Annotated in this window: 13 protein-coding genes; 5 read left to right on the top strand and 8 right to left on the bottom strand. The window is 61.6% G+C overall.

The window, feature by feature from the left end; genetic code table 11:
- Nucleotides 1–21 precede the first annotated feature (21 nt).
- The gene (locus ELH03_RS10790; protein WP_128402645.1) at nt 22–516 is read right to left on the bottom strand and encodes a SixA phosphatase family protein; all 495 of its coding nucleotides are present in this window, start codon (nt 514–516) and stop codon (nt 22–24) included.
- Nucleotides 517–792: 276 nt separating this feature from the next.
- Here ELH03_RS10790 and dksA point away from each other — a divergent pair, with 276 nt between their 5' ends.
- Entirely contained in the window at nt 793–1,212 is a 420-nt protein-coding gene (gene dksA / locus ELH03_RS10785; protein ID WP_017964517.1) for an RNA polymerase-binding protein DksA, read from the top strand.
- Between the two features lie 140 nt (nt 1,213–1,352).
- Here dksA and ELH03_RS10780 read toward each other — a convergent pair whose 3' ends face one another.
- Both ELH03_RS10780 and ELH03_RS10775 read right to left on the bottom strand, forming a co-directional pair.
- Complete coding sequence (locus tag ELH03_RS10780; protein WP_128402644.1) at nt 1,353–1,988, bottom strand: DUF1062 domain-containing protein; 636 nt, start codon at nt 1,986–1,988, stop codon at nt 1,353–1,355.
- A 412-nt stretch (nt 1,989–2,400) separates the two neighbouring features.
- Nucleotides 2,401–3,438, bottom strand: a complete 1,038-nt coding sequence (locus tag ELH03_RS10775) for a flagellar biosynthetic protein FliO (RefSeq protein ID WP_128402643.1) — start codon at nt 3,436–3,438, stop codon at nt 2,401–2,403.
- A gap of 299 nt (nt 3,439–3,737) precedes the next feature.
- On the opposite strand from ELH03_RS10775, the gene cckA reads away from it, so the two are divergent.
- A complete protein-coding gene (gene cckA / locus ELH03_RS10770) occupies nt 3,738–6,341 on the top strand; it encodes a cell cycle histidine kinase CckA (protein WP_128402642.1) in 2,604 nt (867 codons plus the stop codon).
- 238 nt (nt 6,342–6,579) lie between these two features.
- Here cckA and ELH03_RS10765 read toward each other — a convergent pair whose 3' ends face one another.
- Nucleotides 6,580–7,506 carry a pseudouridine-5'-phosphate glycosidase gene (locus ELH03_RS10765; protein WP_012757660.1) on the bottom strand — a complete coding sequence of 309 codons (927 nt, stop codon included), beginning with the start codon at nt 7,504–7,506 and terminating at the stop codon, nt 6,580–6,582.
- A gap of 88 nt (nt 7,507–7,594) precedes the next feature.
- Entirely contained in the window at nt 7,595–8,539 is a 945-nt protein-coding gene (locus ELH03_RS10760; protein ID WP_128402641.1) for a carbohydrate kinase family protein, read from the bottom strand.
- A gap of 229 nt (nt 8,540–8,768) precedes the next feature.
- Here ELH03_RS10760 and recA point away from each other — a divergent pair, with 229 nt between their 5' ends.
- Nucleotides 8,769–9,863 carry a recombinase RecA gene (gene recA, locus ELH03_RS10755; protein ID WP_003540131.1) on the top strand — a complete coding sequence of 365 codons (1,095 nt, stop codon included), beginning with the start codon at nt 8,769–8,771 and terminating at the stop codon, nt 9,861–9,863.
- A 154-nt stretch (nt 9,864–10,017) separates the two neighbouring features.
- Nucleotides 10,018–12,672, top strand: a complete 2,655-nt coding sequence (gene alaS / locus ELH03_RS10750) for an alanine--tRNA ligase (RefSeq protein ID WP_128402640.1) — start codon at nt 10,018–10,020, stop codon at nt 12,670–12,672.
- Between the two features lie 94 nt (nt 12,673–12,766).
- On the opposite strand, the gene ELH03_RS10745 is transcribed toward alaS, so the two are convergent.
- Nucleotides 12,767–13,399: a LysE family translocator gene (locus tag ELH03_RS10745; RefSeq protein ID WP_128402639.1), complete on the bottom strand. Its 633-nt coding sequence runs from the start codon at nt 13,397–13,399 to the stop codon at nt 12,767–12,769.
- 128 nt (nt 13,400–13,527) lie between these two features.
- Here ELH03_RS10745 and ELH03_RS10740 point away from each other — a divergent pair, with 128 nt between their 5' ends.
- Entirely contained in the window at nt 13,528–14,379 is an 852-nt protein-coding gene (locus ELH03_RS10740; protein ID WP_128402638.1) for an AraC family transcriptional regulator, read from the top strand.
- Nucleotides 14,380–14,426: 47 nt separating this feature from the next.
- On the opposite strand, the gene ELH03_RS10735 is transcribed toward ELH03_RS10740, so the two are convergent.
- Nucleotides 14,427–15,053, bottom strand: coding sequence for a glutathione S-transferase family protein (locus ELH03_RS10735; RefSeq protein WP_128412805.1), 627 nt, complete (start codon nt 15,051–15,053; stop codon nt 14,427–14,429).
- 88 nt (nt 15,054–15,141) lie between these two features.
- Nucleotides 15,142–15,588: a GNAT family N-acetyltransferase gene (locus ELH03_RS10730; protein WP_128402636.1), complete on the bottom strand. Its 447-nt coding sequence runs from the start codon at nt 15,586–15,588 to the stop codon at nt 15,142–15,144.
- Nucleotides 15,589–15,655 lie beyond the last annotated feature (67 nt).

The following is a 15,655-nucleotide window of genomic DNA, read 5'->3' as shown; positions in this document are numbered from 1 at the left end:
AAAGAAGCGGCGCGAAAGTCTTCAGACGACCACGAAATCGGTGAGGCGCCAGGCGGTGGCCGAAGCATCGAAATCGAGCACGGCAAGGCCTGCTGTCGGGAAGCCGCCGGGAAGGGCGCTTACCATCGCCTCGTGACCGATCAGCGCCTCCAGCGCCTGCTCCATGGTTGGATTGTGGCCGACCAGCATGACGGCAGATTCGTCCTGCGCATCGATGATCTCGAGATAGGTGTCGACCGTGGCATTATAGAGCGCGTCAACATAACGAACCTCGAGCGTGAGGCCCATCGCCCGGTACACCGCATCGGCGGTATCGCGGCAGCGCAGCGCCGTAGAACTGATCAGAAGATCGGGACGGTAGCCCTTGTCGGCGGCCTTGTCGGCGATGATTTCGGCATCGCCAAAGCCCTTTTCGTTCAGCGGCCGGTCGAAATCGCGCTGTCCGGGTTCGGCCCAGGCGGCCTCGGCATGGCGCAGGAGATAGATGCGGTTGGGCGGAGGCAGGGGTACGGTCATGGGCAAATCCAGGATCCAGCGGGCCTTTTCAGTAGCGGTTGCAATCGGCCGGCGTCAACCGTCAGCGATGCTCCAGCTGCCCAAAACGCGGCTGACAACACGGCGTTTTGAAGGCGAAGCAAAAAACGCAAGCCGGAATAATGATGAGAAAATAGTCTGTTAGCCGAAAACTGTGACAGATTTAAAAATCTGTTTACCTGTCGTATTTGGCTTGAATCGCGACTAGCGCTTGGGATATACACCCGGCCAGATGAGATGTTCTTCAGGAGAATCGCGTTGAGTGAGAAGATCGATCTTAGCAATTACGTTCCCTCGGAAGAGGAAGAATTCATGAACGTAAACCAGCGTGCCTACTTCAGGGCGAAGCTGGTTGCATGGAGAAATGATATCCTTAGAGAAGCGCGCGAGACACTCGACCATCTGGCCGAGGAAAGCGCAAACCATCCCGACCTCGCCGACCGGGCGTCGTCGGAAACAGACCGGGCGATCGAACTTCGCGCCCGTGACAGACAGAGAAAGCTGATTTCGAAGATCGACGCGGCACTGCAGCGCATCGAAGACGGCACCTACGGATATTGCGAGGAAACCGGCGAACCGATCGGCCTCAAGCGCCTCGACGCCCGCCCGATTGCGACGCTGTCTATTGAGGCGCAGGAGCGTCACGAACGCCGCGAAAAGGTCTATCGCGACGAATGAGAGTTTTCATGCAGGCATGAGAGCAGAATAAGCGCCGCGATCCGATCGCGGCGTTTTTTTGTTTATCGATTGTCCCGGTGTGTTGGGGAACAAGCCACAAAGGCCAGGGATCGAGCTGTTGTGGCCGCGGATTTCCGTGATTACAGCCGATCTCCTGATGCCAGAGGTTTCCACGATTGCTCTCGATCGGTCTGTATGGTGAGGTCAATCACAATCAGGGTGCCGTTCCTGATTCGCCGCCGCATGACGTCTGATCGGTCAGGATCTGTCCGAACCATGCCTTCTTCATGAAGAGCCTGCAGCCGCGAGCGTGAAACCTTCAGCTCGGACGCCAGCAAGCGGTCAAGCCGTATGCTCGTTGGAAACGGGACCATCAGTTCGATTGCCAATTTCGTCCAATTTGCAGTTTCGCGCTGGATTTCTTTTGCGATTTCAAATTCAGCAAATTCGTCCACACGCTGCGACTTGTGCCGGAGAGCATCCAGGTTGAAGGTTTCCGCCCGGATCCAGTCCGGATCGTTGGATTGTAACGCGTCAAGGATTGCAGGGTCGATGTCGCGAACATTGCGGCGCTCGATGATTGGCCGGTTCCACGTCCTTTCACAGGTCAGGCATTTGTAGATAAGCCAAGCGTCAAGTTTGCGACCGTTGGCGTTGAGCCGGATCCTGCCGCTGGATTGGAAAGCTCTCGGGCCCCCGCATCCACCGCATGCAATCCAAGGCTGGGGAGCTGTCTTGGGAATAATGGTCCATCGGACCTGAAGCGTATTGCACATACCGTCTTGGTCTTCCGTTCGGAAGTCCAACAAGATGGTGCATGAGAAAACCCCTTGCGGGCGCGGTTTGGCGATGTTGTGGGCGGCTGAAGAGCTGAGACAGCGGAGCTGCACATGGCACATTGTAACAATGCCAAACCGGTCTCTCGCCACCACCCGATGAACACGTTCGCATGCCGCCAGCGTGTCGCTCTGCGGCAGTACGGGTGAAACTGGAGTGAGACCGGTATTTACTTAGGCAAAGTGCAACCTCGAATGCGCCAACGCTCTTCAACCCTAGGGATAACAAATGATCGGCATGAAAGGGAGCCCCCAAGCCGTTCGGGTGATGAAAACCAGGGCAATGCGGCTTTTGTGCAACGTGATGATGAAGGAGGGCGCGCTCTCGCAATCCGATGTCAGGCAGGCGCCGTCACTTGTCGCGATTGACACTCATTTCGCCGAAGATGCGGGCGACTTCCTTCTGCAGTTCGGTATCGGCGCCGGTGATCGGGGCAAGCTCGGGATCACGGCGTGGCAGGTTGGCCGGCTGCGGCACGGCTTGGCGAGGCGCCTGGTTTGCCGGCGCCGGCACGATGCGTTCGGCCGTCAGATTGTTTGACATTTCCTCTTCCAGCACCCGCTGGAAATCATGACGGGTCGCCGCTGCCGACTGCGCAGCCGCATCGTCTTCGGCCGTTCCAGGTGCGACGCGCGCGGCCGCCGGCATGTTCTGGACGGACGGGGCGGAAACCTCAGGTTCGATTCGCTGTTGCGGCAGCACGCGCTGGCGGGCGGCATCGAGGATCTCGGCGGCGCTTGAGGCATCGTGAAACGGTGCGGGCTGCGCGGCTGGGGGAGCGGCGGGGCGCTCCTGCGGGCGTGGCTGGGGCGGGACGGCGCGCAGAGGATTGTCGCGTTCGGCCGACAGCGGAGCTGTTACGGGCTCTGCCGGAAGAGGGCTCGTGACCACCGGCGGTGCCACGGCCGACGGTTCTGGGCGCGGGCGCGGCTCTGGCGAAACCGGCGCAGAGAAAGTGGGCTCTGCGGCCGGCTCGACACGGGCTGCGACCGGTGGGCGCGGTGGCGAGACCGGCGGTGTTTCCGGCCGCACGACAGATATCGGACGCTGCTCGACGGGCTGCGGGCGGTCGGCGCTTTCCGGCTGTTCGGCCGCTACGGGCAGGATACGGCTTTCGATGACGATATCGCTCGGGCCGCCGATCATGATCAGGTGCTCGACGTCGTCGCGGCGCACCAGCACCAGCCGGCGACGGGCATCGACGGCTGCGGCATCCAGCACCTGCAGCCGGGGCTGCCGGTTGCGGCCGCCGCGCACGAAGGGCGAGGGCGCCCGGCTGCGGATCACCCAGAGCACGATGATGAGCAGGAGAAGCGCCAGACCGACGCCACCGGCGGCAAGCAGGAAACGGCTGCCATACTCTCCGACAACATCATCCAACATAGTCACTCACTCCATTTCGCATTCGGCACATATTGACGACTTTTCCGTTCCTTAGGCAAGGGCCGCCGATGCTGTCCAGTCACGGGAGAACGCGATTTCGTGTTCCGCTGCCAGGCGCTCGGCGACCTTGCGCACGGGCAGCAGCGTTGGGCTTCTGGGGCAGATGGCGCTGTTGCCTGTGAATTCAAGCAGTCTTGCCGGCCAGCGGTGTTTTTGCCGACGCGGCAAATTGCTAAGAAGGAAAGAGTGCCTGATTCCTGCTTCGTGTTCGTGCTACGAAGCAGGAGGGCTTATGTGAGGAATATATGACGAAACCGCGTCAGGCCGACGACTATAACGCACCGCTTGTGGATCGTGGGGGGCGTTCTGGCACGGTCTTGCGCATTCTTCTGCTGGCGCTCGTGCTGATCGCTGCCGCCGGCGCCTTCGTCTTCTTCAAAAAGTCGCTCGACAACGAGGTCGTGCTTGGCGGTCTCGGCGTGCTCGCCATGGTCGGCATCTTCTTCCTGGTATCCTCGGTCATCGGCTTCATCGAGGTGATGCCGCAGCGCCAGTCCGACAGCCTGGCGCGCGCCTTCCTCAACAGCCATCCCGACGGAACGCTGATCACCGACGAAAAGGGCCGGATCATCTATGCCAATGCCGCCTATGGTGCGCTGACCGGCGCACGCAAGGCGACCGAGGTGCAGACGCTGGAAACGCTACTGTCGCGCCATCGCGAATCCAACGAGGCGCTCTACAGGCTGGTCAACGGTTTGCGCGAGGGCAAGGAAGGCCGCGAGGAATTCCGGCTGCTGCGTGCCGTCGGGCCTGGCAGCAACAGTTCCGGCGCCCATTGGTACCGGCTGAAGGCACGACTGCTGCAGCCAGAGGAGAATGGCGGCAAGCCGCTGCAAATCTGGCAGATTACCGACATCACCACTGAGCGCGACGACCAGGAGCGCTTCTTTAAGGAATTGCAGAACGCGATCGACTATCTCGACCATGCGCCGGCCGGCTTCTTTTCCGCCGGCAGGAAGGGCGAGATCTTCTACCTGAATGCGACGCTTGCCGAGTGGCTGGGTCTCGACCTGACCAAGTTCGTGCCGGGCTCGATGACGATCGGCGACGTCGTGGCGGGCGAGGGGCTGGCACTGATTCAGTCGGTGCAGGCCGAACCCGGCCTGAAGAAGACCGTGACGCTCGATCTCGACCTGCGCAAGAGCAATGGCCAGAGCCTGCCGGTGCAGATCATCCACAGTGTCACCTCGATGCGCGACGGCGCACCCGGCGAAAGCCGGACGATCGTGCTGGCGCGTGAAAAGAGCGATGCCGGCGGCCAGTCCGCTTCGGCCGCCGCAATGCGCTTCACTCGCTTCTTCAACAACACGCCGATGGCCATCGCCTCGGTTGACGGCGACGGGCGCATCCTGCGCACCAATGCACCATTCCTGAAGATGTTCTCCGGTGTCGTCTCGCGCGATGACCTCGAAAAGGCACCGCGCCTCGAAACCATCGTGCAGGAGAGCGATCGGCCGCATCTCGCCGCGGCGCTGGCGGCGGCCAAGGACCGGCAGGGCGACATTGCGCCGCTCGACACCCGCACACCGACCGACGAGGCGCGCTATTTCCGCTTCTATGTCAATGCCGTCATCGACCAGAGCGACGAGGCGCCCGAGGAGGCCGCGATCGTCTACGCCGTCGAGGTGACCGAGCAGAAGGCGCTGGAAGCGCAGATGGCGCAGACGCAAAAGATGAATGCTGTGGGAACACTCGCCGGCGGCATCGCGCATGATTTCAACAACGTGCTGACGGCGATTCTGCTTTCCTCCGACCATCTGCTGCTGCAGGCGCGGCCGGCCGATGCCAGCTTCGCCGACCTGATAGAGATCAAGCGCAACGCCAACCGCGCCGCCGTGCTGGTGCGCCAGCTGCTCGCCTTCTCGCGCAAGCAGACGATGCGGCCCTCGGTGCTGAACCTGACCGATGTCGTCGGCGACCTGCGCATGCTGGTCGACCGGCTGCTTTCCGGCACCAATGTCAGGCTCGACGTGCAATATGGCCGCGACCTCTGGCCTGTCAAAACAGACCTTTCGCAGTTCGAGCAGGTGCTGATCAACCTCTGCGTCAATGCCCGCGACGCGATGCCCGAGGGTGGCACGCTGACGCTGCGCACCCGCAATCTGACCGCCGCCGAGGTCTCCGCCTTCAACTACACCTACATGCCGGCCGAGGACATGGTGTTGATCGAAGTCGCGGATAACGGCACCGGTATCGCGCCCGAGATCATGGACAAGATCTTCGAACCGTTCTTCACCACGAAGGATGTCGGCAAGGGCACCGGCCTCGGTCTCGCCATGGTCTACGGCATCGTCAAACAGTCGGGCGGCTACATTCAGCCGGAATCCGAAGTCGGCAAAGGCACGACCTTCCGCGTCTTCCTGCCGCGCCACATCCCGGAGCCGGCGGTGGCCGCCGAAGCAGGCTCGATCGACGGCGCCATCGCCGGGGCCGAAGTGGTGCCGCTGCCGGTATCGCCGCAGCAGCCGGAGGACCTGACGGGATCGGCCGTCATCCTTCTCGTTGAAGATGAGGAGGCGGTGCGCCGCGGCGGCAAGCGCATGCTGGAAACGCGCGGCTATACCGTGCACGAGGCTGGCTCAGGCGTCGAGGCGCTCAGCATCATGGAAGAGCTCGACGGCAAGGTCGACATCGTCGTCTCCGACGTCGTGATGCCCGAAATGGACGGTCCGACGCTGCTGCGTGAGCTGCGCAAGACCTATCCCGACATGAAATTCATCTTCGTCTCCGGTTATGCCGAAGATGCCTTTGCCCGAAATCTGCCGCCGGAGTCGAAATTCGGCTTCCTGCCGAAGCCCTTCTCGCTGAAGCAGCTCGCCGTCGTCGTCAAGGAGACGCTGGACGGCTGAGGGAAGGGATGGTCGTCGGGGACGCTGTGCCGTGCAGGCCCCCTCTGCCCTGCCGGGCATCTCCCCTACAGGTGGGAGATCACAAGGGGCGAACGCTTGCCATCACATCAATGCTTCACCGAGTTGAAAAGGACATTTGTTCAGAAAGCCGGTGCTTCCAGCTAATCTCCCCACCCGTGGGGGAGATGCCCGGCAGGGCAGAGGGGGCTTGCCGGGCATCGTCGACAGCCGGTAGTCCTCATTCCCCCAGCGCCACCGCGATCTCAGCAGCAAGCCGTGCGTTGTTTTCGACGAGCGCGATATTGGTCTTGAGGCTCTGGCCGTCCGTCAGGTCGAAGATGGTCGACAGAAGATAGGGCGTAACCGCCTTGCCGGTGACTTCGTCGCGCTCGGCGCTGTCGAGCGCCCGCTCGATATAGATTTCCATCTCCTCGCGCGCGATCTCGTCGGCCTCCGGTACCGGATTGGCGACGAGCATGCCGCCGTCGACGCCGAGCTGCTCGCGCACCGTCTGGAAATTGGCGATGGCGGCCGGGCTGTTCAACGACAGCGGGCTGCGGATGCCCGAGGAGCGCGACCAGAAGGCGGGAAATTCCTCGCTCTCATAGGTGACGACAGGCACGCCGCGGGTTTCCAGCACTTCCAGCGTCTTTGGAATGTCGAGGATCGCCTTGGCGCCGGCGCAGACGACGATGACGCCGGTGCGCGCCAGTTCCTCGAGATCGGCTGATATGTCGAAGCTTTCCTCGGCGCCGCGATGCACGCCGCCGATGCCGCCTGTGGCAAAGACACGGATGCCAGCGCGCGCCGCCGCGATCATCGTCGCCGCGACGGTGGTGGCACCGGTGCGGCGCTCGGCGATGGCGAAGGCGAGATCGGCGCGCGACACCTTCATCACTTCGGTCGCCTTGGCGAGTTGCTCCAGTTCCGCGGCTTCAAGACCGATATGCAGCGTGCCGTGAATGACGGCGATCGTTGCCGGCACAGCACCCTGTTCGCGGATGATCGCCTCGACGCTGCGGGCCATTTCGATATTGCCGGGATAGGGCATGCCGTGGGTGATGATGGTCGATTCCAGCGCCACCAGCGGCGCGCCGCGCTGCTTGGCGCTGGCGACTTCCTTCGAATAGGCGATCGGCAGAAGAGGGGAGATGGGCTTGGTCATGGTCTTGTCCTGTGATCGACAGAGCATGATGCCGAAAAGTGTGAGCGGTTTTCGGACGACATCATGCTCAACTATTTAATTAGCCGCTTCAATGCAGAATTCTGACCTGGGGAACAAGGGCAAGCGCCTCATTCAGCAGATCGGGCGTCAGATTTTCGTTGACGGCGTGCCGCGACTGCACGGTCAGTATGGCGGCCGCAGTGCCGTGGCGGACGGCTTCTTCGAGCGGCAGGCCTGATATCAATGCGGCGAGTGTACCGGCCGCAAGAGAATCGCCTGCACCCGTAACATCGGCGACGGTGTCGGCGATCGGCGGCTGCAACGTCACGGCGCGGCCATCGCAAAGCGCGACGAGCTCGCGCCGGCCGCGGGTGACGACGGCGTTCCTGATGCCGATCTCATTCAGCAATGGCGGCCAGCCGGCAGCCTCTTCCGACCGCTCACCGGCAAGGGCGGCGGCTTCAGCCTCATTCAGAAACAGGTAGTCGATTTCCCCGATGCAGGGTTTCAGCCTGACGACCTTGGCCGGCGAGATGGCGATTGCCGCAACGGGCTTGGCGAGTGAACGAGCCTTCGCGACGATCGCCGCGATCGTCTCTTCCGGCAGGTTGGCGTCGAAGAGGATGAAATCATGGGCGGCGAAGGCCTCCCGCACCCAGCGGATGGAGAGACGCCGCGGCACGAAGAAGCGGTAGAGATCCATGTCGGCAAGGGCGATCACCAGATTGCCGTCCTTCTCGATGATTGCCGTATAGCTCGGCGTCTTGCGGTCGAGGAAGACGAAAGGCCGGTCGTCAATGCCGGCGAAATCGGCAGCTTCTCCGACCATCTCGCCCATCGGATCGCCGCCGCGCGGCGAGATCATCGTCACCTGAAAACCAAGCCTTGCGAGGTTGCGCGCCGCATTGAAGCCACCGCCGCCCGGCTCCTCGAACCAAGTGCCGGGATTGCTGGCGCCAGGCGCCGTCTCGCCCGAGATGCGGCCACGCCGGTCGATATGGGCACCGCCGAGAACGAGAATTCTTTTTGTCATCTGAGCCGCTCTCCCGACGCCCGGAGTGCGAATCGATGCGATGCGCATTGCACCGCTCGCGCCAGCACTTCAGACCTAAGCCGTTGCTTTTCATCGATAAAACAAATACAGAACACGGGCCGTTTTACCTTTTTCTTTCAATTATTTGATCGCCTATTGCGAAAATGGAACAAATAGGGTACAAACTCGACATTGCTTGAGCGGCTTCAATAACCTAAAGGTGGATCGGATGTCTCAGAATTCATTGCGGCTGGTAGAGGACAAATCGGTGGACAAAAGCAAGGCGCTTGAAGCGGCACTCTCACAGATAGAGCGGTCGTTCGGCAAGGGCTCGATCATGAAACTCGGCTCCAACGAGAATGTTGTCGAGATCGAGACGATCTCGACCGGCTCGCTTGGCCTCGATATTGCACTCGGCGTTGGTGGCCTGCCGAGGGGCCGCATCATCGAGATCTACGGGCCGGAAAGCTCTGGTAAGACGACGCTTGCACTGCAGACGATTGCCGAAGCACAGAAGAAGGGCGGCATCTGCGCCTTCGTCGATGCCGAACATGCGCTCGATCCCGTCTATGCCCGCAAGCTCGGCGTCGACCTGCAGAACCTTCTGATCTCGCAGCCCGATACCGGTGAGCAGGCGCTCGAAATCACCGATACGCTGGTGCGCTCCGGCGCCGTCGACGTTCTGGTCGTCGACTCGGTCGCCGCACTGACGCCGCGCGCCGAAATCGAAGGCGAGATGGGCGACAGCCTTCCCGGCCTGCAGGCACGACTGATGAGCCAGGCGCTGCGCAAGCTCACCGCTTCGATTTCCAAGTCGAACACCATGGTAATCTTCATCAACCAGATCCGCATGAAGATCGGCGTTATGTTCGGTTCGCCGGAAACGACGACGGGCGGCAATGCGCTGAAATTCTATGCCTCCGTGCGCCTCGACATCCGCCGCATCGGCGCGGTCAAGGAGCGCGAAGAGGTGATCGGCAACCAGACCCGCGTCAAGGTCGTCAAAAACAAGATGGCGCCGCCCTTCAAGCAGGTCGAGTTCGACATCATGTATGGCGAGGGTGTTTCCAAGACCGGCGAACTGGTCGATCTCGGCGTCAAGGCCGGCATCGTCGAAAAGTCGGGCGCCTGGTTCTCCTATAACAGCCAGCGTCTCGGCCAGGGCCGTGAAAACGCCAAGACTTTCCTGCGCGACAATCCGGATCTCGCCCGCGAGATCGAACTGTCGCTGCGCCAGAATGCCGGCCTGATCGCCGACCGCTTCCTGCAGAACGGCGGACCGGACCCCGATGACGGCGATGGCGATGCCACTGCGGAAATGTAATTTTCGCGCTTAAACTCATCGGACAGTTCCAACCGGCCGCATTCCTGATGAGAATGCGGCCGGTTTTGTTTGTCTGCTGGACAGTGGCGGGGGTGAACGTTAAAAGCCGATGAATTTAAATTTACCTGCCTCCGGCAGCATTGAAGGGCATAGCATGAGCGGTGTGAACGATATCCGGTCGACCTTCCTCGACTATTTCAAGAAGAACGGCCATGAGATCGTTCCGTCGAGCCCGCTCGTGCCGCGCAACGACCCGACGCTGATGTTCACCAATGCCGGCATGGTGCAGTTCAAGAACGTCTTCACCGGCCTCGAAAAGCGTCCCTATTCGACGGCGACGACTTCGCAGAAATGCGTGCGAGCCGGCGGCAAGCACAACGACCTCGACAATGTCGGCTATACTGCACGCCATCTGACCTTCTTCGAGATGCTCGGCAACTTCTCCTTCGGCGACTATTTCAAGGAGAATGCGATCGAGCTTGCCTGGAAGCTCGTCACCGAAGGCTTCGACCTTCCGAAGAACCGCCTGCTGGTGACCGTCTATTCCGAGGACGAAGAAGCTGCGACGCTGTGGAAGAAGATCGCCGGCTTTTCCGACGACAAGATCATCCGCATCCCGACTTCTGACAATTTCTGGCAGATGGGCGATACCGGCCCCTGCGGCCCGTGCTCGGAAATCTTCATCGACCAGGGTGAGAATGTTTGGGGCGGCCCTCCGGGCTCACCGGAGGAGGATGGCGACCGGTTCCTGGAATTCTGGAACCTCGTCTTCATGCAGTTCGAGCAGACCGAACCTGGCGTTCGCAACCCGCTGCCCCGCCCATCGATCGATACCGGCATGGGGCTGGAGCGCATGGCCTGCATTCTGCAGGGCGTTCAGAGCGTGTTCGACACCGATCTCTTCCGCAAGCTGATCGGCACCATCGAGGACACGATGGGCGTCAAGGCGGAAGGTAGCGCCAGCCACCGCGTCATCGCCGACCACCTGCGCTCCTCGGCCTTCCTGATCGCCGACGGCGTGCTTCCGTCGAATGAGGGTCGCGGTTATGTGCTGCGCCGCATCATGCGCCGCGCCATGCGCCATGCGCAGCTGCTCGGCGCTAGGGAACCGTTGGTCTACAAGCTGTTGCCGACACTGGTACAGCAGATGGGCCGCGCCTATCCGGAACTGGTGCGCGCCGAGGCGCTGATCTCGGAAACGCTGAAGCTGGAGGAAAACCGCTTCCGCAAGACGCTGGAACGCGGCCTGTCACTTCTGTCGGACGCGACGACGGATCTTTCCAAGGGCGATATGCTGGATGGCGAGACCGCCTTCAAGCTCTACGACACCTATGGCTTCCCGCTCGATCTGACGCAGGATGCACTGCGTGCCCGTGAGATCGGTGTCGACATCTCCGGTTTCACCGATGCGATGCAGCGCCAGAAGGCCGAAGCCCGCTCGCACTGGGCCGGTTCCGGCGAGAAGGCGACGGAAACCGTCTGGTTCGAGCTTAAGGAAAAACACGGTGCCACCGAATTCCTCGGCTACGACACCGAAACGGCTGAAGGCGTGGTGCAGGCGATCGTCAAGGACGGCGCTGTCGCTGCCGAGGCCAAGGCCGGCGACAAGGTGCAGATCGTCGTCAGCCAGACGCCGTTCTACGGCGAATCCGGCGGCCAGGTGGGCGATACCGGCGTGATCTCGTCCGACCACGGCAAGATCGAGATTTCAGATACGCAGAAGAGGGGCGAGGGCCTCTTCGTGCATCAGGGCACTGTCATCGACGGTGTGATCAAGGACGGCGATGCGGTCGTGCTGACAGTCGATCATGCCCGCCGTTCGCGGCTGCGCGCCAACCACTCGGCAACGCATCTGCTGCATGAGGCGCTGCGCGAAGTGCTCGGCACCCATGTAGCGCAGAAGGGTTCGCTGGTCGCGCCCGAGCGCCTGCGTTTCGACGTCTCGCATCCGAAGCCGATGTCGGCCGAGGAGCTGAAGATCGTCGAGGATATGGCGAACGAGATCGTGCTGCAGAATTCGCCGGTTACCACGAGGCTGATGAGCGTCGACGATGCAATCGCTGAAGGCGCAATGGCGCTGTTCGGCGAGAAATATGGCGATGAAGTCCGCGTCGTGGCGATGGGCGAGGGCGTGCGCGGCGCCAAGGCAGGCAAGCCTTATTCCATCGAACTCTGTGGCGGCACGCATGTCGGGGCCACTGGCCAGATCGGACTGATCCGCGTTCTCGGCGAAAGCGCCGTCGGCGCCGGCGTTCGCCGTATCGAGGCCGTCACCGGCGAATCGGCGCGCGAATATCTGGCCGAACAGGACGAACGCGTGAAGACGCTTGCCGCCTCGCTGAAGGTGCAGCCGGGCGAAGTGCTGTCGCGTGTCGAAGCGCTGATGGACGAGCGCCGCAAGCTTGAAAAGGAATTGGCCGACGCCAAGCGCAAACTCGCCATGGGCGGCGGGCAGGGCGGCTCGGTCGATGCCGTGCGCGAAGTTGCCGGCGTCAAGTTCCTCGGCAAGGCGATTTCGGGCGTCGATCCCAAGGATTTGAAGGGGCTTGCCGATGACGGCAAGACCAGCATCGGTTCCGGCGTCGTTGCCCTCGTCGGCGTGTCTGACGACGGCAAGGCAAGTGCTGTCGTGGCGGTGACACCGGATCTCGTGCAGCGCTACAGTGCCGTCGATCTCGTCCGCATCGCATCTGCCGCCCTCGGCGGCAAGGGTGGCGGCGGCCGCCCCGACATGGCGCAGGCCGGCGGCCCCGATGGATCGAAGGCCGATGAAGCGATCGAGGCGGTTGCCGTGGCACTTGCCGGCTGAACTGCCGCCCGACAACAGTTTGAAATTCAAACCGGCTGCGAGATCATGGATTTCGCAGCCGGTTTTGTTTTCAACGACGGTGGTCACTCGATGTTCAGTTTCGCGGCTGCAACGCAAGGCGGCAGCCGAGCCCGGTGAAGACCGTTGCCAGGATATATTGCGGCAACTTCGGGAAACGGCTCGCCGATTGAAGTCTCGAATGGATCGTGCTTCCGAGGAAAATCACGGCGCCATTCACGACGAGACCGATACTGTTCAGGACGCTTGCAAGTATCAGCATCTGCATCGTCAGCGATCCGGCTGACGCATTCACGAATTGCGGAAAGAGCGCAATGACGAAGAGCGCCATCTTCGGATTGAGCAGATTGGTGGCAAGGCCCGCAAAGAAGATACGCCGGCCCGACAGCCGCTTCAGCGTCGATGCCGGCTGAAAGGCGGCGCCTTCCGAGCGGACCGTCTTGTATGCGAGACAGAGAAGATAGCAACAGCCGGCCCAGCGCACTGTTTCATAGGCGGCAGGCACGGTCATGAAGAGCTGTGACAGCCCAAATGCTGCGGCAAGGGCGTGGCAATAGGTGCCGAGCGCGATTCCGGCATAGGTCAGGAAACCGGCAGCGCGTCCCTGGCTGACACTGCGGGAGGCGATCAGCAGCATGTCGGGGCCGGGCGTGGCCGTCAGCACCAGCGCTGCGGCGGCAAAGAGCATTAATGTTGAAAAATCCGGCATCTATCATTCCTTTTGGGTTCGAGCCGGAATTCCGGTCTACGCAGGATTCGCCGAAGGTTCAAGTCCGCAGGATTTGTCAAATCCGGTTATGGTTCTCTCAAGCCGATCGATTTGCACGAGGTTCCGACATGAATGGCGAAACGGCATGGGCACTTTATGAAAACCGTCTGAGACGGGTTTCGGCCTATATTCACGACCACCTGGACGAGGAGCTGGATATGGAGCGCCTTGCCGAGATCGCCTGCATGTCGAGCTATCACTGGCACAGGATCTACCGGGCGATTTACGGCGAGACGCTGGCGGCAACCGTCAAGCGGCTCAGGCTGCATCACGCGGCGGGCGAGATCGTCCGCACGGAACTTGCCGTCAGTGAAATTGCGAAGCGATCAGGCTATCCCAATCTCCAATCCTTCAATCGTATTTTCAAGTCGGTCTACGGCATGCCGCCGGCCCGCTACCGGAAAGAGGGAAGCCACACAGCCTATGAGCCCTCACCTGACGGAAAGACCAAAGTCATGTTAGACGTTACCATACGCGAGATCGCGCCGATCGAGCTGATCGGCGTTGCCCATACCGGTTCCTACATGCAGATCGACAAGGCCTTCGAGACGCTGTTCGGCACGCTTTACGCCCGCGGCCTCGCCAAGCCCGACATGCGGATGATCGGCGTCTATCTGGACGATCCCGATCTTGTGCCGCTCGAAAAGCTGCGCTCGATCGCCTGCGTCACCGGCGCTGCCGACGTGCCGGCCGATGCGCCGTTCGAGCGGCGCACGATCGAGGGCGGTGATTATGCGGTGCTGCGCCACAAGGGCCCCTATGCCAATATGCCCAAATCCTATCAGTGGCTCTTTGCCGAATGGCTGCCGAAATCCGGTCGGCAGTTGAAGGACAGGGTCATGTTCGAGGAATATCTCAATAATCCGCGCGAGGTGCCGCCGACCGAGCTTCTGACGAACATTCACATGCCGCTCGCCTGACGGCTGATATTCCCGGCGCGTCGGTCTGGCCGCGCCGGGATTGACGGTCAGGCGGCCTGCATCGTTTTGCCGGCCTCGTTGTCCAGCGCATTCGCGCGCTTGTAGGCCTCACGCTCGCTGATGCGGCCGAAATAATCGACGAAGGCCTGGCGCTTCTCTATGCTGCCGAAACCGAGGCCCCAGCCGATATGCGAGCCGACATAGACGTCGGCGGCGGTGAAGCGCTCGCCAGTGACGTAGGTGGAGCCGGAGACCGCCATTTCGAGGGTGTTCATGACGTCGCCGAAACCGCCGCAACCGGCCATGCGCAGGCGTTCCTTCGGAATTTCGAAGCCGAGCGCCTTCATCGTCACCGCCGATTCGAGGGGGCCGGCGGCAAAGAACATCCAGCGGTAATAGCGGGAACGCTCCTCCGGCCTCGGGGCCAGCGCCTTTTCGGGGAAGGTCTCGGCAAGATAGGCGCAGATCGCCGCGCATTCTGTGACGATGGTATCGCCGTGGCGGATTGCCGGCACCTTGCCCATCGGATTGATCGAGAGATATTCGGGGGCTTTCATGGTTTCGCCGAAGGTCAGGACTTCGGTGCGATAGGGCTGGCCGATCTCCTCCAGCATCCAGCGCGCGATACGGCCGCGCGACATAGGGTTCGTATAGAATACCAGTTCTTCAGTCATGAGATCCTCCTCGTGTTCCCGTTTTTCTGCTGCCTTGCTGTTCCCCGGAATCAATAGTGCGGCGGGGCCTTTGTGCAACCCCAGGCCCTCAAAGCGCCTTGCGGTATTGGATGAAACCCGAGCGCTCGGCGATCCTGTCGTAGAGCCGCCGCGCCGTTGCATTCGCTTCGTGTGTCATCCAATAGAGCCTGCCTGCGCCGTTGGCGCGGGCGAGGTCAGCGACGGCCTCGATCAAAGCGGCACCGGTGCCGAACCCGCGTTGGCTGTTGTCGACATAGAGATCCTGCAGATAGCAGGTCCATTGCGGCAGCCAGCAGGAACGGTGAAAAATGGCATGGACGATGCCGACGAGACGGCCATCTTCGTCAAAGGCGCCGAGCGCGTGCATCGGTTCGTCAGGATCGTGGAAGCGAGCCCAGGTGAGATCCGTGGTTTCGGGCGGGATGACCACTTCGTAGAAGCGCTGATAGGCCTCCCATAGGGGTTCCCAAGCGGCGCGGTCCGAGGATTCAAGCGGTCGCAGGATGGCCGTCATCGGTTCATTCTCCCAAAATGAAAACGGCGGGGAAATCCCCGCCGCTTCGATGTTATCTTGGAAAGGC

This window comes from Rhizobium beringeri (assembly GCF_004306515.1).
Lineage (GTDB): Bacteria > Pseudomonadota > Alphaproteobacteria > Rhizobiales > Rhizobiaceae > Rhizobium > Rhizobium beringeri.
Note: the sequence above shows the minus strand (reverse complement) of the source record. Positions and strands in the feature narration are given on the sequence as shown.